Source organism: Rhodopirellula sp. J20-39, assembly GCF_057365095.1.
In genome coordinates, this window is sequence record NZ_CP195123.1 from 2,640,627 (window position 1) to 2,658,848 (window position 18,222).

The following is an 18,222-nucleotide window of genomic DNA, read 5'->3' on the forward strand; positions in this document are numbered from 1 at the left end:
TGAAACGCGTACCTACCGTGAAAACAAAACGATCCACTTCGGGGCGGCTTAGTTCGTTACCGCTTGCTGCATTGGCCTGCCTTTGCCTCGGCTCGACTATCGTTGCGTCCGATCATGTTTCGGGGGCGGTTGAAAATGCATCGGAACCGCAGGCTTCTGGTCGAGACCCAGTTCGTGCTTACAACGTGCTGTTGATTGTTTCGGATGACCTGAACTACACCGCTTTGTCGTGTTACGGCAACAAGGTTTGTCAAACACCGAACATCGATCGCTTGGCCGCCCGAGGCACGCGATACACCCGAGCTTTCTGTCAGGGGACCTATTGCGGACCGTCACGTGCTTCGTTCATGTCGGGTTACTACCCTCATGCGACGGGAGTTCTAGGATATGCGAACCCGCGGCCCCAGATAGGCGACCGTCCAACGTGGTCGCAGTTGTTCAAAGACAACGGCTACTATGCCGCGCGAGTCAGCAAGATCTTTCACATGGGAGTTCCCGGTGAGATCGAAAAGGGCGGCGATGGTGCGGATGACGCTCTTTCCTGGACCGAACGTTTCAACAGCCAGGGGCCTGAATGGAAGGCACCGGGGTTGGGCGAGACGCTCGAAAACAATCCGGACGGTAGCAAGCCAGTTATGGGCGGCAACACCTTTGTCGTTGTCGAAGCGGATGGCGATGACCTAGTCCATTCCGACGGTAGGACGGCGACGAAGGCGGTTGAGTTGCTGAAGGAACATCGAGGCGAACGGTTTTGGCTCGGCGTCGGTTTCGTGCGACCGCACGTTCCCTTCGTTGCACCAAGCATCTATTTCGATCCTTACAAGCCATACGCCGACATGAAGTTACCGGATAAGGTGCCTGGCGATTGGGACGACATTCCCAAGCTTGGCGTCAACTACAAAACCAGCGACAACATGAAGATGGATATCCGCCGCCAAAAGAAGGCGATCGGCGGCTACTACGCATCGGTCGCATACGTCGACGCCCAAGTCGGCAAGATTATCGACTCGCTCGATGAACTGGGGTTAACCGAAGAGACAATCGTGGTCTTCACAAGCGATCATGGGTTCCATTTGGGCGAACACGATTTCTGGGCCAAGGTCAGTATGCGGGATGAGTCTGCTGGCGTGCCGTTGATCGTCTGCGTTCCAGGTAAGCAGCCTGCGGTTTGCGATTCGCTTGTTGAACTAATTGATTTGTATCCGACGACCGCTGCGTTGTGTGGGATCGGGGCACCCAGTCACTTGCAGGGGATCGATTTTTCAAAAACGCTTGACGACCCATCTGTCACGGTGCGTGACGCAGCATTCAGCGTCGCGCCGATGCGGAAAGGGTTTTTGTTGCGAGAAAGCCGATACGCTTATCTGCAATACAAGGAAAACGCATCCGGCGGAATCGAACTCTATGACACGGAGACCGATCCGGGGCAGTTCAATAACCTGGCGAAGGATCCGGCCCACCAGACGATTGTCAAACGCATGCAAGCGAAGCTCGCCGATAAGTTGCAAGCGGTTCGGGACAACGATCTTTAGTTTTCAGGTACATCAGTGGCATTCCCGACCGATGGCAGTAATCACTGCATCGCGGTTCCCTTCGATGTGACGGCGGATTTGATGATGACTCGTTCATTATCCCATTGAGACGACAACGTTCGGTCTCTCTCTTTTCTTTGCCTGAGCAATCTGGATAGACCCACGATGTCATTTGAAAAACGTCTGTCGACTAGTTTGCTTCTAATGAGACTGGGCGTTGGCATCGTCTTTGTGATGTGGACACTCGACAAGTTCTTGAACCCTGCTCACGCAGCGGTTGTGTTCGAGAAGTACTACATGATCGAAGGACTCGGCGAGGCTGCGGCCTATTCCATCGGAGCGGTCCAGATGATCTTGGTCGTGGCTTTCTTAACCGGCACATTTCGCTCGGTCTCTTACTTGCTGATCGCGATCCTGCACACGATCTCAACGCTCAGTGCTTATCCGCAATACTTCAACCCCTGGGAAAAGCCGAACCTGCTCTTCTTCGCTGCCTTCCCCATGCTGGCCGCTTGCGTTGCACTTTGGTTGTTGCGGGAACAGGATACTTACACCGTCGACTCGTTGCGTTTGAAAACAAAACCGCAAGCTGAATTTGCGAACCAGACCTAAGTTTCTAATCGAAAGAATAGCGTGCAAAACAAACGAACAGCAATCATCACGGGCGGATCAGGCGGGATCGGCAGTGGCATCAGCCAGCGGCTTGCCAGCGACGGGATGAACGTGGTTGTCCATTACGGTTCGGACCACGAATCGGCCAGTAAGGTTGTCGATGGCATTGTGCAGAATGGAGGCGACGCGATCGCATTGTCCGCTGACATCACCGACGAAAGCCAAATGTCAAAACTGTTCGATGACACCGAAGCGAAGTTTGGTGGTGTTGACGTGGTCGTTGCCAATGCAGGTATCTCGAACGGCGGTCCGGTTGTGGATTGTTCGATCGATGATTTCGACAAGCTCGTTTCCGTGAACTTGCGAGGCGCGTTCTTGACCCTTCGCGAGGCGGCTCGTCGCGTTCGTGAAAATGGCCGAGTGGTATTCGTTTCGTCGCAATTAGCGGAACGTCCGCGTCCTGGAATGGGCGTCTACGCTGCAACCAAAGCAGCCATTGACGCGATGTTGGTATCCATGTCGCATGAGCTTGGACCACGTGGAATTACGATCAACAGCGTTCGCCCTGGAGCGACTGTTCCGGGCATGTTCGACGAAAGCGGCGAAGACAGGAAAGAGATGTTTCGCCAGCTTTCGGTGTTCAAGCGACTCGGAACGCCCGACGATGTCGCTGGCGTGGTCTCGTTTCTGGCTGGTAAGGATTCCGCGTGGGTCACCGGCCAGCACATTCGAGCCGATGGTGGGATGTCGAATTGATTTGGAAAAAGAATCTCGATCCAACGATTCACTACATCATTCGTATGAAGTAGTTGCTGCTGCGGGTGCGGACGCCGTAGAACCAATTGCAAAGCGGCAGCATGATCGCCAGCAAGACCACCGCCGCCAGTAAGGATTCAGTGACTCCACCGGCGCGATAAAACAGTCCAGTTCGCTTGATGCCGACTCCTAAGATGGCAAGGTGCACCGCATAGAAAAACAGCGGCACTTTGCCTGGTACGCTGAACATCGATAACGCTCGCGGTGCGATTCGTCCGATTGCGATCATGAGGGTGACCATCAATACGACGGCTGCAAAAAGCCATAAGCTGATGAATAGACTAGGCGGGTATTTCTGGTCCATGAAGAAGTCCCATGAACCAACGGCCGAATAGGGAAAAAGATTCCCGTAGCCACCATTGAATCGTATTAAGAACGCGGCAAGAAAAGCACCAGCGGCGATGGGTAGCGATTTGCGAATCCGCTCGCCGTCCGTCTTCCATAGCTGCAGCCAACAGGTCGCCATCACCGATCCTAGGATCGCCATCGCGAACCACGGTAGCAGCGGGTACTTGTTGAACTTCCCAGAATCGATCAGCGTTTGCATCAACGCTCGTGCCGGTGCCGAATCATGATCGTACGGGATTTCTAGCAGAAACGGGTGTACCAGCAAAATGCTTGTCGCTAACAGAAGTCGCCAGTACCACCGCCAATGGACGATCAGTGTGAGGCAGATCATCGATAGCCCGATGCAGGAAATCACACCCAAGTGCCATGGTCTGAAAACTCGGAACCCACCCCAAGAGGAATTGACCCAGGTCATTTGAACGACGACTAAGAACAATCCTCGTTCGATCAGGCTTCGGCAGATCTGCCACCGCGAGCTGCCTTTCGCAATTCGGCGATCATAGAACCACCACACCATCGCCCCGTTCATCATCAAGAAGCCGGGAGCGCAAAGGTAGCCGAAATAACGCAGCAGAAATTGTGCTTGCGAGTCGAACTGAGGTGCTAGCGGATCAAAGTCGAGCCAAATGGAATTGAAGTAATACGAGCAATGGCCGACCAACATCAGGATGCCGACAAACCCACGGAACTGATCGATGAACTCGAACCGTTGTTTGACAACTTCTTTCTCACTCATCCGATCTTCCGCATGTTGAAACAACGCGGCACCTGTGCTGACCATGAATCCGTTCGCTACATGTCAGTGTAGGGTGATGGTGGTAGGTTGTCGCTTGAAATTCTTGATGCTTCCCGCCAAAAGTTTTGGCAACTGCGGTTTTCCAAAAACGCATGAACCGTAAGCGGAGCGGCGTGAATCGTCCGGTTTCTGGCTGACGCATGCCTAGAGGTTGATACCAAGGGGACCGTCGGTTTGAATCGCCTCGATTTGTTCATCGCGTTTCTTTGAATGGGCGGCCTGCCGCTTCTTCCAAGCTGGGGCCATCTCACGAGCGACCGTCGGGATAAGTTCTGGATCGGCAGCGTTGGCCTGCAAGATCGCCAGTGAATCTTCGAGCGGTCTTGCTTGCCGAGTCATCCAGTCATCGATACCCGATTCCGTAAGAAAGAACGGGGATCGGTGATGGCCGTGTTCCATGACGATCGGTAGTGCCGGACGCATGATCAAGCTCATTGAAAACGTGGGGCGTCCTTCCATGTCGGATCCTTGGCTTGGCGGCGCAGCGTCGTACCAGGTAAAGATCGCGGCGGCCAACATCGGCCGATCTTCCGGCGTGGTGAAGTCCACTTCCGTGCCCGCCGTTTCACCCCAATAGCATGGTTCGCGGAATCCGTTCATGGGGACGACGCAGCGATGCGATTTGATCGATGATCGCCACGGCCACTTCTCCAAATTCTCGACACGGGCGTTGGTCAATGGCCGTTTTTGCTGAGCCGGTGTTTTGCCGAACGGAATCAGCCCAAAACTCATCGGCAAACATTCTCGCCGGCCATCCCGATTGATCGCCAAAGCGGGAGTGGGACGCCCCGGAAACACGTCGGCATCCGTCTCGAAGGAATTTCCTAGCATCGCATCGAATAAGTCGGTGAGCGTGCCGAGATTGGTTTTTAAGTTGAATCGATTGCACATATCGGGCAGCCGTTCGTGAAATTGGAAGAATTAGGTTGAAAGAGCATCGGTCACGATCGCGAACCGTTCCAGCAACCGAGTGCGTAAACCCAAATCCAGCCTGGGTGGGAGCCAACGGAGGCTGGCGAATGGTTCTGAGGTGGACTCGATGAGTTGTTTGATGGCTTCTTTTCGGCGCAAGTTGCGGGTTAACGATGCGTACACGATCGGTAGCCAGAGTCCTGTTCCGTTATCCCGCGACTGGCGCCATACTTAGATTCTGAATGCGGCTCGGTCTCGTTCGCGACGATGTGTAATTGTACTGGCACAATACTGTCCATGTTTTCTATCGAAACCATCATCCTGATCACCGGCATTTTGCTTTTGCTGGGGATTGCGTCGAACAAGTTCTCCTCGCGAATGGGCGTGCCGGTTCTGTTCGTCTTCTTGTTGGTGGGCATGCTGGCGGGATCCGAAGGGATCGGCGGGATCGAGTTTGAAAATTATGCCCTGGCGCACGGCATTGGGACGGTGGCGTTGTGTCTGATCCTGTTTGATGGCGGGATCCGGACGCCGTACGACTCGATTCGATCGGCGTGGCGACCGGCGGGGGTATTGGCGACGGTCGGGGTGTTCATTACCGCATTGATCACCGGCCTAGCAGCCTCTTGGATTTTGGATCTGCCGTTGCTCGAAGGCTTATTGCTGGGCGGCATTGTGGGATCTACCGACGCGTCCGTCGTCTTTGCGGTGTTGCGCGGCGGCGGTGTGAACATTCGCCCCAAGCTCGCGAGCACCTTGGAGGTTGAAAGCGGATCAAACGATCCGATGGCGATCTTTTTGACGATCGGTTTGATTCAGGTTCTGACAGGCGAGATGCCCGTCGGTACCGGTTTGCTTCTATTGTTTGTGAAGCAAATCGTGATGGGCATTCTGATCGGTACAGGTGTTGGTTGGGGCGGCGCTTGGATCTTGAAGAATATTCGGCTGGATGCCGCCGGCTTGTATCCCGTCATGGCGACTGCACTTGCTTTGTTTTCGTTCGGGCTCGCCGACACGCTGGGTGGTAGCGGGTTTTTGGCGGTGTATTTGACCGGGATTGTGATTGGAAACAAGCGACCGGTTTTCTATCGCGGCATCTTGTTGTTTCAGGATGCGGTGGCATGGATCTGTCAAATCCTAATGTTTATCGCGCTTGGGATTTTGTCTTTCCCGAGTCGGTTGGTGGAAATCGCCGTTCCGGCTTTATTGATATCCGTGGTGCTGATTTTTCTTGCTCGGCCGATTGCCGTTTTCATGTGTGCTGCGCCGTTTAAGTTTTCGTTTCGGGAACTGACGTTTTTGTCTTGGGTGGGACTGAAGGGGGCCGTACCGATCACGCTGGCGACGTTCCCAATGCTGGCCGGATTACCCGGTGCATCGGTGATCTTTGACGCCGTGTTCTTCGTCGTCTTGGTGTCGGCCTTGGTGCAGGGATGGACGTTGCCGGCGATGGCCCGGTATTTGGACCTTGAGGTTCCGTCCAGGCTTCCACCGCCGGTCACTCTGGAGATCACGTCCCTGCGAGACGTGGACGGCGACATCGTCGATTACTACGTCGACGAAGATTGCCAAGCGGCGAATTGCATGATCAAAAATCTCGCGTTGCCCGAAGGTGTGGTCATCGCGTTGATCGTCCGAGGCGATAACATCATCCCGCCACAAGGACGATCGATCTTGAAGAGTGGCGATCACGTGGTGGTCGTTTTACGGCTAGAAGTTCGCGCGATGGTGGACCGCATCTTTTCGCAACGGTCGCAAACCAGTGGTGCTTTGCCCGCCACCATGGAGTTTCCGCTGCGTGGTTCGATTCGCGTGGGCGACCTTGAGCAATTTTATGGTCTGGTGTTAGACGAAAATAAAGACGCGACCTTGGATGAGTTAACGCGTGCGAGGTTGGGGCCCAAGGGGCTGAAATTGCGAGCGGTTGTTCGCTTTGATCAAGTCGATTTGTTCGTGCGAGAAATCTCGGACGATGGTCTTATTGAGTTTGTCGGGATGACGATTACATCACCCCAAGGCAATGCTGTTTCGTAGTTGTTTGGGTCGCTGCCTCGCCGACCGCAATTTGTTCCCGTTTAGCTGCCCTCCGATAAGAGAAGCCTGATGTCAAACGAAGAGAACCAGGAACTAACCGACACAATCGCGAGCCGCATCAAGTTGATGGTCTTCGTGCTGGTTGTCGTGCCGATGATTTTGATGGCGGCATATACGGAGTACCGATTTCGCTCGATCAAGGCGATCGTGCCCTACCAGGTTGCGGGGGAACGTGATGAAACGCGAACGGAATTGGATGTCATTCCGTGGCATCCAGTCATGGGGCAACGTTTGTACGTTCCTGCGTATTCGCACATCTACCATCAAGAAGGTGAGCCTTATTTGCTGACCGTGACGCTGAATATTCGCAACACAGATATCGACAACGAGATCGTCGTGACCTCAGTGCGATATTTTGATACCGGCGGTAAAGAACTGCGGTCGATGTTGAGCAAGCCTCTTCGTTTGAGCAAGCTAGCGGCGACTGAATTCGTCATTGCCCGAGATGACAAAACCGGCGGTAGCGGTTCCAGTTTCGTGGTCGAATGGCAGGCGGGCACAGAAGTCACTCAACCGGTTGTGGAAACCGTGATGGTGGATACCAGCAGCACCCAGGGGATCTCGTTCAGCGCATCCGCTGTCGTATTGAGTGAAGACTTGAAGTAACGACGCGAAGTAGTGCTTCTTTCGCGGGCGTCGTTCCGCTTTCGGTTGAACGCTTTTTTCTACGCCCGATTTCGGTGGCTGCTGATCCTTGGCAATGGTGCTCGGTGAGGTTTGATGCTGAACCGAAGGAATTCGGCGGTGATCTGCGCCTGCTTCGGTAGCTGCAAACAAGTCCTGCGAGCCAGTTTGCTGCTGGGCAATTCCGCTGGGCAAATTCCGCTGGGCAAATTCCGCTGGGCAAATTCCGCTGGGCATATTCCGCTGGGCTAATTCCGCTATCCGGGCTAGCTTTTCGGTTCCCGCCGAAGGTCCGACGCCCATTTTCGGCAGAAAGTTTGGCCCGCTGTGCAATTTTTGTCTAATAGGCAGTTTCTCCGAATATATCCCTAGCATGACAACCAACCCCAACTCGACTGAGCAGGGCGAGCAATTCACTCGTTTGTTGCTGCAGAATCAAAAGCGGATTAGTGGGCTTATTCTGTCACTCGTTCCCTATGGTGCGGATGCGGACGACATCCTGCAGGAGACCTGTGCGGTGATGTGGCGAAAGTATTCTGAGTTTGAGCCAGAAACCGACTTTGCAGCTTGGGGGTTAAGGATCGCTCGCTTCCAGGTGATGAGCTATTACAGTCGCCGGAAGTCCGATCGTGCCCGGCTAAGCGATGAAGTGATTGAAGCCGTGGCAGTGCAGTTCGCGGCACCCGGCCAGGACAAGCGAACGACCGATCGCTCGGCGGCCTTGAAAGATTGCCTGGCAAAACTGAAGTCCGTGCAATTCGACACGTTGCATCGTCGTTACGACCAATCGCAAACCGTGGAAGAGATTGCAACGGAAATGAACGTTTCGATTCATGCGATCTACAAACGACTCGATCGAACTTACCAGCAACTTCACAGTTGTATCAGCAATACGATTTCACAGCGGGAGAACCTTGCGTGACATTCGATAACAAACCGTCGCTGACTCCTGTTGAGCTTGAACGTTTGGTCGAGCTTGCCAGCGCCTATCGTGAAGATCGAATCAGCGATGCCGAAGTGGCGGAGCTCGATATGATGTTGGCGGAATCGCCCGCAGCGATGGAAGCGTACGTTGATCTCGGCATGTTGATCGCCGATCTATCGCAAACGCCGAACATGGTGTCACCGAAATCCCACCATGAAGCGGATCATAAACCGAGGCGAGAGCTCGACCGAGACTTCGCTGCTGGTTCGTCGGCGTTTCCTCTGGGCCGGTTGGTGGCTCTGGCGGCGAGCATGTTGTTAGCGGTCGGGGCTTGGACTTGGTTCGCTAACCAGCAAGCGGATTCTTTCGCAAGGCTTGAATCGGTTTCAAGTTGCTTGTGGCGAGAAGCGACGACGACGTCGCGCGACGGTGGGCGGATCGGCGTGGGGCATTTTCGGCTTGCCGAAGGAGTTGCCACGATTCGGTTCGACAATGGGGCCCGCGTTGACTTGGAGGGCTCGTCGCACTTGGAAGTGCTTTCCAAAGATCACTGCCAACTGCATAGCGGTAAGTTGGTCGTTACCGTCGACAACGAATTTTGCGATTTCAAGATCGACACTCCCGATGGTTTGTTTATCGATCACGGAACTAATTTCGGTATTACTGTGGAGGACGACGGAGTTTCGGTGGTGGAGGTCTTTGATGGCTTTGTGGATGTCAAGCATCGTAAGTCGGGTCAACAGCGTGTCCTTGCCAAAGAGAAATCGGTTCGATTGCTTCCCAAAGACGATATCGATGATCCTGATTTCGATGCCTTGGAAGAGCCCAATGAATCCAGCGATTTTCAAATTGCCATGACAGCGGGAGACGGTGCGGGATGTTCGTTCCGGCGTGACAATCATGGACGGTACAAGAAGAACCCGATCCTATTGGCGAGAACGTATAAGCCCAAACAAAATCGATTCGATCGTCGGATCTGTATGCGATTTGATTTGCGTGAGTTGCCCAACGCCGATATCGAAAAAGCAAGGCTCCAACTTACGGCGACACCTTCGGGGAAAGGGTTTGCTTCTAAGGCGATTGATTACGTCATTGCAGTTTACGGAGTCATCGGCGACGAACTGGACCATTGGTCCCCTGGGACTGTCCAGTGGGATGAACTTCCTGGTCTTGTCGACGATCCTCAGCAGTCCGACCGTGTTCGGTTGCTTGGCCGCTTCACGATTCCCAAGGGCCAACAAACGGGCAACTTTCGTGTCGAGGGTGCCGAGCTAAGGGAGTGGATCAATGAAGATTCCAATCAACTTTTGTCGCTCGTGTTGGTCGCCGAGACCGAATCGAAGAAGGAAATGTTGTGGAACGCATTCGCGAGTTCCTATCACGACACCTTGCGGCCGCCGACACTTCATTTGTGGTTGGCGGATTGAGTGGCGTCGATTGAGCGACGTGGATTGATTTAGCGTTTCACTGTCATTTAAGAAAGTTCTCTATGCTACGAATGAATGAGCTTGGTTTGCTTTTGGGGGGCCTTTTGCTCTCGGTAGCAAGTGTTGCCGCTGACTAGGCCGGTGCCAACAGTCAAGCCGAAACCGCTGTTGTCTTTGAAGACGGTTTTGATTCGAAGTCGGTCGACGGGGATGCTGGAGAGCTTGGCAATAATTGGAAGCTGAACACCAAAGAGCATTACACGTTTGTTGTGAAGGAGGGCGTTCTGCACGTCACTCGCAATCTGGACGCCAAGCACCGAGCCAATCTGCTGCACAAAGCCGAGTTTGAAAGCGGCACGCTTGAGATGCGATTCAAGTTGGTCAATCCGAGCGATTCGTTCCGAGTCCAGTTTCGGGATTCAGCTTTCAAAAAGACCAAGCAGGGGATGCTGTTCAACATCGATGTCGGCAATAGCAAACTAGCGTTGTCCGATGCCGTTACCGCTTATGAAGTCAAGCATGAAATGAAGTTGGCGAAAACGGCCAAGGCCTCGCCCGAACAACAACAGAAATTGGATCAGGCGAAAGTGAACGTGCCGCTGCAGCTTAGCGTTGACGCCTGGCACGTCCTGCTTGTGCGTGTTCACGGCGACGTTCTAGTTGTGTCCATTGACGGCGAAGAAAAGGCAACGCTTTCGTCCGATGCCATTCGTCACGCACCGAAGGATAACTTTCGTGTCGAAGTGGATCCCTCTCTGATAATCGACAGTGTCAAAACTATTAATACAGACGCATAGGCCGCATCATGCGTTTTGATGCGATAGCAGAAACAACATGCTTGTCGGACCGTTCGTGACCGCTGTCGGCGCACGCTTGTGTTTCCATCGTCGCGTATTCCCAAATTCGGTAGCAACCCAGAATAGAGCTTTTCGAATCCAATGAAGTTATCAAACCTGTTCCTGCTTGCTCTTTTTGCTGCCGGTTTTTGCGGAAGCTTGGCGTCGGCGCAATCATCGCAATCCGATTCCAAGGCGATCATGCCGAAGCGGCACATTGCTCTATTTAAAAAGTATTGCTTCGAATGTCATGATTCTGGATCTCAAGAAGGCAAGTTGGATCTGGAAACGCTTTCCTTCGAGATCAGCCAAGACAACCTGACGGCGGAACATTGGGACAACATCCTGGCGGCTTTGAATTCCAAAAAGATGCCGCCCGAAGGCGAGACACAAATTTCCGATGAAGAGAAAGCAGCGTTCCTGGAAGATCTTGCTCAACAAATGGTGGTCGCTCGCAATGTGCTAAGTGACGGTGGTGGCGAGATAACGGTGCGGCGACTGAATCGCCGAGAGTATCAAAACACGTTGGAAACGCTGTTTGGATTTCGACCCGATGTATCGACTTTGCCCGAGGATGATGAATCGGGCGGGTTTGACACTTCCGGCGGATCACTGTTCTTTTCCAGCGACCAGTTTGAACAATACCGTGCGACCGCGACCGCCGCTCTGCAGTACGCGTTAAGTTCCACGCCAAGACCGGAACCCAAAACGGTTCGCTTTGAAGGGGAAACCATTCCCATGGCGTACCGCGAGAAGGCGGAAGAAAAACAAGATAGTTTCGAAAGAGCCAAGGCGTACTTAGCCCAGAAGGAAAAAATGGCAACCGAGTTCGGATTCACGACCCCCGAACAAGCAAAGAATATCTTCGCGAACAACGAGTACAGCTTTGCTGTCTATCACGACTATTTCTTTGATCGTCCCGAAAGCCAAACCGGAACCATCCTGTTGCCGGGACGACACAACGGGCCAGTGAAACGTATGCCCCGTGTGACCATTAAGTCTTGGTATCCCGGCGGTAAATACAAGTTGCGAATTCGGGCGGCCAGTTACGACACAGTCCCGGAACACGAGCGATACATCCAGGTGCATTTCGCAGCCGGGAAGCAGATTTTCACCAGCCTGAAAGGCTTGGCCAATGTGACCGGTACGATTGAACAACCCCAGTTGATTGAGCTGGTATTAGATAATCCGGTAGCTGTCAAAGGCGTGTTCAGCGTGAAGCAACGCAACTACGAAGAGCCTTGGCCTTACAAACTTGACATGCAGTGGAAGGCAAAGAATGGAGTTGGTCGTCCTCCAGCCGTATGGGTCGATGATGTGGAGGTCGAAGGACCCTATTTTGACGAGCGGCTGGAATACTTGCCGCGTTTACTCAAGAGGGATGCTGAACAGTCCAATGAGGAATACGCACGTCACGTCATCCAACGATTCGCAACTGTAGCCTTTCGAAACAAAACTCCAGCTTCCGAGTACGTGGACAGTTTGGTCGCCTATTACGAACGGCTTTGCGATTCGAATGGTGACTCAAAAGAGGCCATGATTGAAACACTTGCGTTGGTTCTATCCTCGCCGAGTTTCCTTTATCTCAGTGAGCCAATCGCAGCCGTCGCCGATTCCAACGCCAGCGAATTTGGTGAGCGAAACAGTGAGCAGGGTTCTGAGGCTGGCGGTGTTGGTTCGGGTGAATTAACCCAGCGTGAACTGGCTATTCGTCTGGCGTATTTTCTTTGGAGTTCGCCCCCTGATCAAACGCTGACGCAGGCTGCGAAGGAAGAAAGCTGGCTCAATGTGCCTAAGAAGACAACCGCAGAGCCAGTCGATGAGCCTAATTTGGGACTGGAAGGTGCACCCGCCGTCGAGGCCGTCTATGACCTAATGGTCGCTGCGATGCAGGTCGACGCATCACGCGTCTTCACGTATCGGTTACCATCGGACAGTTTCTGTGCGAGCATCGGGGCGAGCTATTCGGCTCATAACCTGAGCCACTACGCTGGCACCGAACGCACCGAACGCACCGACGATTCGATTCGTCGTGATCAAGCTCACGCGAAACTGGTTGCTCACCTGCTCGATAAACTGAAGGCCACTACCGAGCCGGACGGTTCTTCGCTTTTGGATAATGTTGCATTGACGTATGGTAGTAACCTGCGAAGCAAGCATAGCTTGGATAACTGCCCTACATTGATCACGGGCGGGGGAGCCGGTTTCAAGCAGGGACGCCATCTGGTGATGGAAAACGAAAAGACCCCTCTTTGTAATCTGTGGCTGTCGACGCTGCGTGGCAGTGGCGTTCAAGCTCAATCGTTTGGTGATGCCACTGGTGTCATCAATGAGTTGTTCGAAGCTTAGCTTTCTAACTCCGCCGCGATTATTCAAGATCGCAGTTGGTTTGTGCCCGTTGCAATCTTTATTCCTCGATCGTGGCGGGACTGCATGACGCAACAAGCGGTTATGACTTTTTGCATTAGTTGTGAAGAAACAGGATACCCAGGAAACGAATGACTATTCCACCACGACCATTCTTAATCGCTTTCTTGATGGTCATTTGGGCAGCGGGTTCGATTCATGCCGAAGACCAGCGTTTTGTTGTTTCCTTGTCAGGCGGGAAGCGACTGGATGTTTATTCAATCGACGATCAAGGGAAGTTCTCGCTGCACAATCAAACAGCAATCGATTGTCTAGCTGGGGCTTCACGATTTGATCACACGGGCCAGCATCTTTACGTTTCCACAGCAAAACCAGATCAAATTGCGGTCTTCCGTTTTCAGCCCGATGGATTGGTGCTGCTGCAAAGAGTCGATGCGCCCGGCAAACCTACGTTCTTGAGTGTTTCGCCGAATGGTCAGTTTTTAGTAGCGGCGTACTTCGCAACCGGACAGGTGACGGTTCATCGAATCTTGGGTGAGGGACGATTGTCGAATGAGCCCGTCCAGACGATCACGACTGCACCGCATGCTCACGGTGTCACGTTCGCCCCTGATGGACAAAGCGTGTTTGTACCGCATACCTCGCCGGATGCGATTTTTCAATTTCGCATGGATGGTTCGACCGGATTGTTGAGTCCCAACGACACGCCGGTAATCCAGCGAGAGCCTAATACCGGGCCTCGGCATCTCGTATTTGATTCCGATGGAATATACGCGTATGGGAGCAACGAAGCGGGATGTAGCATTTCCAAGTATGGCTATGACGCCCAAGCCGGACGACTCAGCCATCTCGAAACATTGCCAAGCTTTTCAGCCGATCATCCCGAAAAAGGATCAACTTCGGCGATTCAACTTCATCCCTCTGGCCGGTTTGCGTATATCTCCAATCGCGGCAATGGAACCATCGCGGTGTTTTCGATTGATACCGAATCGGGAAGCCTAAAACTTCTTCAACATGTACCGAGCGCCGAGTTTGTTCGATCCTTCAGTCTGTCGACCGACGCGAAGTTCTTGGTTGCCGCATGCCAACGCACTGGCGAGATGCTCAGCTACAAGGTCGGAACCGACGGGCGACTGACTCAGATCGATAGCCGTCACGTGGGCAAAGGCCCCTGGTGGATTGCATTCCCGCCCGCGATGAAAACCGGTTCGACTGCGGAATCGATTGAAGCATCCAGTCCGCGTGATTGCACCTTATCGCTTGGCCAAGGGACGATGTCAGGCGAAGCAACCGATTCATCGATCTTTTTGCAAACACGGCTAACTCAAGGAATGGATTTGGATTCGTCAGGAGATCTTCCGGGACGCGAAGGTGTGGTGAGTTTTGAATGGTCGATGCAGGACGATTTTTCGAACTCCCGGCGAACGCCGTTCCAGCAGGCAGTCGCCGATCGGGATTTCATCGTTCGGAAACGCCTGACTCAGCTTCAAACCGATACAAGATACTACTTCCGCGCGATCTACGGATTGAACGAAAGTGAGACGAGCGCTGGAGCCACATGTTCTTTTCGAACGCTGCTTGGTTCAAGTGACTCTCGCGACGTAAAGTTCATCGTGGGAAGCTGCATGAACTACATCAAGTTCATGCACGGTCGCGATGGTAATGCACACGGTCCGCTCACCGCCACGGACGAAGACAAGCGACTTGGGTTTCCTGCTTTCGAAGTGATGCGGTCCCATCAGCCCGACTTCTTTGTTGGAACGGGGGACATCGTTTATTACGACAATCCTTTCCGTGTTGCCAAAACCACGGAGGAACTGCGTAAGTGTTGGCACGAGCAATTTCGGTTTCCACGGATGATCGATTTCTTTCGCGATGTGCCGGCGTATTGGTCCAAGGATGATCATGACTTTCGTTATAACGATTCGGACAATGCGACGAATCGCTTACCTCTGCCGCGAACCGGGATCAGTCTTTTTCATGAACAACTGCCGATTGCCGGTGCGGACGAACCTACTCCAAAATCGTATCGCACAATTCGGGTAAGCCGCGACTTGCAAATTTGGTTGACCGAAGGCCGCGATTATCGTTCGCCCAACAAATCCCCGGACGGGCCAAGCAAATCCATGTGGGGCACCACGCAACGCGAATGGATTAAGACAACCCTTGCGGCTAGTGATGCAAAATGGAAAGTGTTGATCAGTCCGACGCCGATGGTGGGGCCAGATGACGGTTACAAGAGCGACAACCACGCCAACCTAGAAGGCTTTCGACACGAGGCCGATGAATTCTTTGGGTGGGTAGAGGATCAGGAAATTGAGAACCTGATGTTAGTTTGTGGCGATCGCCATTGGCAATATCACAGCATCCATCCATCCGGGATTCACGAGTTCGCTTGCGGTGCCTTGAACGACGAGAACTCACGCATGGGGGTGCCGCCGGGTGCGGAGTTTGGATCGGACCCCGATGGGAAGGTTCGACAGCTTTTCACTTCCCCGGAACCGAGTGGTGGCTTCATTGAGATTGAAGCGGGAAGTTCGTTGACGACCCGCATCTACAGCGATGAGGGTAACGAACTCTATCGCTATGAGCTGCCGTTTTCGAAATAGCCACCGCGACGTCCATCTGGGCTTCGGCTCGGTGGCGGTCGGTCTGATCTTCCAAACATGGCGTCCAGCGATTCGCTCTTCGGTCGACTTTGTACCGAATAACGAAGAACGCTGGAACGCAATAGTTAACCCGCTCTTTGATCGAGCAATGATTACATATTGATCTCGTAACCCTTGCGGCTTTCGCGGCCCAGGAACGAGTTGGCTTCTTCGTCGCCAACGATCTGACGAGCGTTCGGGTCCCAGTTCAGTTCGCGACCCAAACGAATTGAGATATTCGCCAGGTGACAAATTTCGAGCATTCGGTTGTGTGACCAAACGTCGGAGATCGGTTGCTCTCGAGATTCCATCGCGTCGATGAAGTTAGCCGTATGATTCGGACTAACCGGGCCACCGTAGACTTCTTCGACGGCACCTTCAGGCAACGGATTGCTTTCAAGGTCTTCGACGGGCTTACCGGTTAACTTGCCGCGGTTGACGAAGAAGCGACCTTTGGTTCCCTCGAACAAGATTCCGTTGTCTCCCTCGCTGGTGATCACCATCGGGATATCGCCTGGCATGTTGGCGTGGATCTCAAACTTGGTTGGCGAATTGTATTGGTCGTCGACGGTCGGGTATCCGTCTTTGTATTCGACTGGCAACGAGAAACTGGCCGGCGTGATCTTGTTGGGGCCGGAATCGCTTGCACCCAATGCCCAAGTGGCAATGTCAACGTGGTGGGCACCCCAATCGTTCATCTGACCGCCGGAGTACTCGTACCAGTTACGCCAGGCGTAATGGCAGTTGGTGTAAAGCGGCACGCCGCCGCCGTAACCTTTTCGCATTTGTGGTAACGCACGGTAAGGAACCTTGGGAGCCGGGCCAAGCCACATGTCCCAATCGAGACCCTCGGGGACATCGATCGCAGGAATCTTTGGCGAACTTGAGGCTCCGTTGATTCCACAGGTAACCTTGCGAATGTCACCGATGCGTCCGTCTCGAATGATCGCGATCGCCTTCAGGAACCGTTGGCTGCATTCGGTCCGCTGCATCGTGCCAACTTGGAAGACACGTCCCGTTTGCTTAACAATCTTTTCGATCAGTTTGCCTTCATCGATTGTTAGCGTCAGTGGCTTTTCGCAGTAGACGTCTTTGCCGGCCAACATCGCTTCGACCGAGATCTTGGTGTGCCAATGATCCGGCGCTCCGATCATGACCGCGTCGATGTCGTCGCGATCCAAGACCTCACGGTAATCTTTGTAGCCGTCAGCTTTCTTGCTGGTTTTCTTTTCAAGCTTTTCGAGGTTCTCGCCAAGCACATTTGCGTCGACGTCCGCGAAGGCAGCGAAGTCGGCGAACTGGGTTGATTTGTTGGTGATGGTCCAGCCTTGGTTACGCAAACCGATGGTGGCGAAGACGGGACGATCGTTGGGTGAAGAAGCTCCGAAGGCGCGACCGGAAGTGGACATCATGATGCCAGCGGAACCGGCAGCGACGCTTCCCAGGAATTGACGACGAGAAGGTTTCAAAGGAGCGGGCATGCTAAAAAACTCTTGGTGGATTGGTTAAGTGGTTGAGAGCGAAATTCAACTTGCAACATAGGTGTGGCATGGCTTCAGCGCCACGCGTCAAAAGTATACTTTAACCCTTCGGCACCCGTTGTGTTAGTTCGGGAGGTCTGGCTAAGGAATTCCGGCTGTTCCGATGATGCGTGTCCCAGACTGCAATCCCGGGAAAGCTCGCTATTTCAATCATTTTTGCAGGATCGATCGACCAGGAACGGTTTGGGGCCGGATCGGCCAACGCAGCGTTTGGGGTTGCTTGGATCCCCTCGTTGCACGCGTGTGGCTGGCGACCGAAGCACGAGGCGACGCCCGCATTACGAAGTGATTGAGCAATTCCGAAATGCCGAACCACGGATCCCCCAGATCACTCGTATTGAACTTCTGGCTTATCTGTGCGTTTGGTGATCAATCTTTGCCCAACTTGGCTGCCGCTATTGTGAACCGCTTGATGACCTTGGCATCCACATCATTGACGCTTCGATAGGTCAGGTGGCGACGAAGCTTTCCGCTACCTTCCAGCAAACCATCCGGATCATCCAGTAACGTTCCCTGAGAAAAGGAGATCTGCACGTGAGCCTTGTAGGGAAACACTCCACAAAACTGACCTTCTTTTTGGTCGGGCTTCAGTGTGTAGAGCGTTCCACCATATTTAGAAACCTTGGTCGATCGAGGGACTGAAGACATCACCATTGAATCAAGGAGTGCAACTAAGTCTGTCTTTTCGGCTTCAGTCATCGAGCGTTCTTATTGATTGATGTTTGTGCTGCGGTATTAAGCGTT

14 protein-coding genes and 1 pseudogene are annotated in these 18,222 nt (G+C 53.4%); 11 read left to right on the top strand and 4 right to left on the bottom strand.

What is annotated here, in order from left to right:
* Nucleotides 1-17 precede the first annotated feature (17 nt).
* The 3 genes from ACR3ZL_RS09555 (at nucleotide 18) to ACR3ZL_RS09565 (ending at nucleotide 2,900) form a co-directional block, all read left to right on the top strand.
* Nucleotides 18-1,532, top strand: a complete 1,515-nt coding sequence (locus tag ACR3ZL_RS09555; RefSeq protein ID WP_486173409.1) for a sulfatase — start codon at nucleotides 18-20, stop codon at nucleotides 1,530-1,532.
* A gap of 165 nt (nucleotides 1,533-1,697) precedes the next feature.
* Nucleotides 1,698-2,144, top strand: coding sequence for a DoxX family protein (locus ACR3ZL_RS09560; protein ID WP_473653351.1), 447 nt, complete (start codon nucleotides 1,698-1,700; stop codon nucleotides 2,142-2,144).
* 21 nt (nucleotides 2,145-2,165) lie between these two features.
* Entirely contained in the window at nucleotides 2,166-2,900 is a 735-nt protein-coding gene (locus ACR3ZL_RS09565; protein ID WP_473653350.1) for an SDR family oxidoreductase, read from the top strand.
* Nucleotides 2,901-2,931: 31 nt separating this feature from the next.
* On the opposite strand, the gene ACR3ZL_RS09570 is transcribed toward ACR3ZL_RS09565, so the two are convergent.
* Together ACR3ZL_RS09570 and ACR3ZL_RS09575 are read right to left on the bottom strand one after the other, a co-directional pair.
* Nucleotides 2,932-4,044, bottom strand: coding sequence for a heparan-alpha-glucosaminide N-acetyltransferase domain-containing protein (locus ACR3ZL_RS09570; RefSeq protein WP_473653349.1), 1,113 nt, complete (start codon nucleotides 4,042-4,044; stop codon nucleotides 2,932-2,934).
* Nucleotides 4,045-4,248: 204 nt separating this feature from the next.
* On the bottom strand, nucleotides 4,249-4,995 hold the full coding sequence (locus tag ACR3ZL_RS09575) for an SOS response-associated peptidase (protein WP_473653348.1): 747 nt from the start codon (nucleotides 4,993-4,995) through the stop codon (nucleotides 4,249-4,251).
* Between the two features lie 318 nt (nucleotides 4,996-5,313).
* Here ACR3ZL_RS09575 and ACR3ZL_RS09580 point away from each other — a divergent pair, with 318 nt between their 5' ends.
* The 8 genes and pseudogenes from ACR3ZL_RS09580 to ACR3ZL_RS09615 all read left to right on the top strand — a co-directional run bounded on the left by ACR3ZL_RS09580 (nucleotide 5,314) and on the right by ACR3ZL_RS09615 (nucleotide 15,898).
* Nucleotides 5,314-7,050 (top strand): potassium/proton antiporter, encoded by a 1,737-nt coding sequence (locus ACR3ZL_RS09580; RefSeq protein ID WP_473653347.1) that lies wholly within the window; start codon nucleotides 5,314-5,316, stop codon nucleotides 7,048-7,050.
* A gap of 69 nt (nucleotides 7,051-7,119) precedes the next feature.
* Nucleotides 7,120-7,716 (top strand): DUF3124 domain-containing protein, encoded by a 597-nt coding sequence (locus tag ACR3ZL_RS09585; RefSeq protein WP_473653346.1) that lies wholly within the window; start codon nucleotides 7,120-7,122, stop codon nucleotides 7,714-7,716.
* A 138-nt stretch (nucleotides 7,717-7,854) separates the two neighbouring features.
* A complete protein-coding gene (locus ACR3ZL_RS09590) occupies nucleotides 7,855-7,986 on the top strand; it encodes a hypothetical protein (protein WP_473653345.1) in 132 nt (43 codons plus the stop codon).
* Between the two features lie 121 nt (nucleotides 7,987-8,107).
* The gene (locus ACR3ZL_RS09595) at nucleotides 8,108-8,656 is read left to right on the top strand and encodes a sigma-70 family RNA polymerase sigma factor (RefSeq protein ID WP_473653344.1); all 549 of its coding nucleotides are present in this window, start codon (nucleotides 8,108-8,110) and stop codon (nucleotides 8,654-8,656) included.
* Nucleotides 8,653-10,086 carry a DNRLRE domain-containing protein gene (locus ACR3ZL_RS09600; protein WP_473653343.1) on the top strand — a complete coding sequence of 478 codons (1,434 nt, stop codon included), beginning with the start codon at nucleotides 8,653-8,655 and terminating at the stop codon, nucleotides 10,084-10,086. The genes ACR3ZL_RS09595 and ACR3ZL_RS09600 overlap by 4 nt, the downstream gene beginning before the upstream one ends.
* A 230-nt stretch (nucleotides 10,087-10,316) precedes the next feature.
* A pseudogene (locus ACR3ZL_RS09605) lies at nucleotides 10,317-10,883 on the top strand (3-keto-alpha-glucoside-1,2-lyase-like domain-containing protein); the annotation flags it as partial.
* Between the two features lie 141 nt (nucleotides 10,884-11,024).
* Entirely contained in the window at nucleotides 11,025-13,271 is a 2,247-nt protein-coding gene (locus ACR3ZL_RS09610; RefSeq protein ID WP_473653340.1) for a DUF1587 domain-containing protein, read from the top strand.
* 149 nt (nucleotides 13,272-13,420) lie between these two features.
* The gene (locus ACR3ZL_RS09615) at nucleotides 13,421-15,898 is read left to right on the top strand and encodes a beta-propeller fold lactonase family protein (protein ID WP_473653339.1); all 2,478 of its coding nucleotides are present in this window, start codon (nucleotides 13,421-13,423) and stop codon (nucleotides 15,896-15,898) included.
* A 152-nt stretch (nucleotides 15,899-16,050) separates the two neighbouring features.
* On the opposite strand, the gene ACR3ZL_RS09620 is transcribed toward ACR3ZL_RS09615, so the two are convergent.
* Nucleotides 16,051-17,349, bottom strand: coding sequence for a Gfo/Idh/MocA family protein (locus tag ACR3ZL_RS09620; RefSeq protein WP_473653591.1), 1,299 nt, complete (start codon nucleotides 17,347-17,349; stop codon nucleotides 16,051-16,053).
* Between the two features lie 498 nt (nucleotides 17,350-17,847).
* On the bottom strand, nucleotides 17,848-18,177 hold the full coding sequence (locus tag ACR3ZL_RS09625) for a DUF1801 domain-containing protein (protein WP_473653338.1): 330 nt from the start codon (nucleotides 18,175-18,177) through the stop codon (nucleotides 17,848-17,850).
* Nucleotides 18,178-18,222: the final 45 nt, after the last annotated feature.

Excerpts from the sequence above, each read along its gene's own strand:
- ACR3ZL_RS09580 (WP_473653347.1), top strand. The coding sequence starts at position 5,314 with ATGTTTTCTATCGAAACCATCATCCTGATCACCGGCATTTTGCTTTTG.
- ACR3ZL_RS09620 (WP_473653591.1), bottom strand. The coding sequence starts at position 17,349 with ATGATGTCCACTTCCGGTCGCGCCTTCGGAGCTTCTTCACCCAACGAT.
- ACR3ZL_RS09610 (WP_473653340.1), top strand. The coding sequence starts at position 11,025 with ATGAAGTTATCAAACCTGTTCCTGCTTGCTCTTTTTGCTGCCGGTTTT.
- ACR3ZL_RS09575 (WP_473653348.1), bottom strand. The coding sequence starts at position 4,995 with ATGTGCAATCGATTCAACTTAAAAACCAATCTCGGCACGCTCACCGAC.
- ACR3ZL_RS09615 (WP_473653339.1), top strand. The coding sequence starts at position 13,421 with ATGACTATTCCACCACGACCATTCTTAATCGCTTTCTTGATGGTCATT.
- ACR3ZL_RS09570 (WP_473653349.1), bottom strand. The coding sequence starts at position 4,044 with ATGAGTGAGAAAGAAGTTGTCAAACAACGGTTCGAGTTCATCGATCAG.
- ACR3ZL_RS09560 (WP_473653351.1), top strand. The coding sequence starts at position 1,698 with ATGTCATTTGAAAAACGTCTGTCGACTAGTTTGCTTCTAATGAGACTG.
- ACR3ZL_RS09595 (WP_473653344.1), top strand. The coding sequence starts at position 8,108 with ATGACAACCAACCCCAACTCGACTGAGCAGGGCGAGCAATTCACTCGT.
- ACR3ZL_RS09585 (WP_473653346.1), top strand. The coding sequence starts at position 7,120 with ATGTCAAACGAAGAGAACCAGGAACTAACCGACACAATCGCGAGCCGC.
- ACR3ZL_RS09625 (WP_473653338.1), bottom strand. The coding sequence starts at position 18,177 with ATGACTGAAGCCGAAAAGACAGACTTAGTTGCACTCCTTGATTCAATG.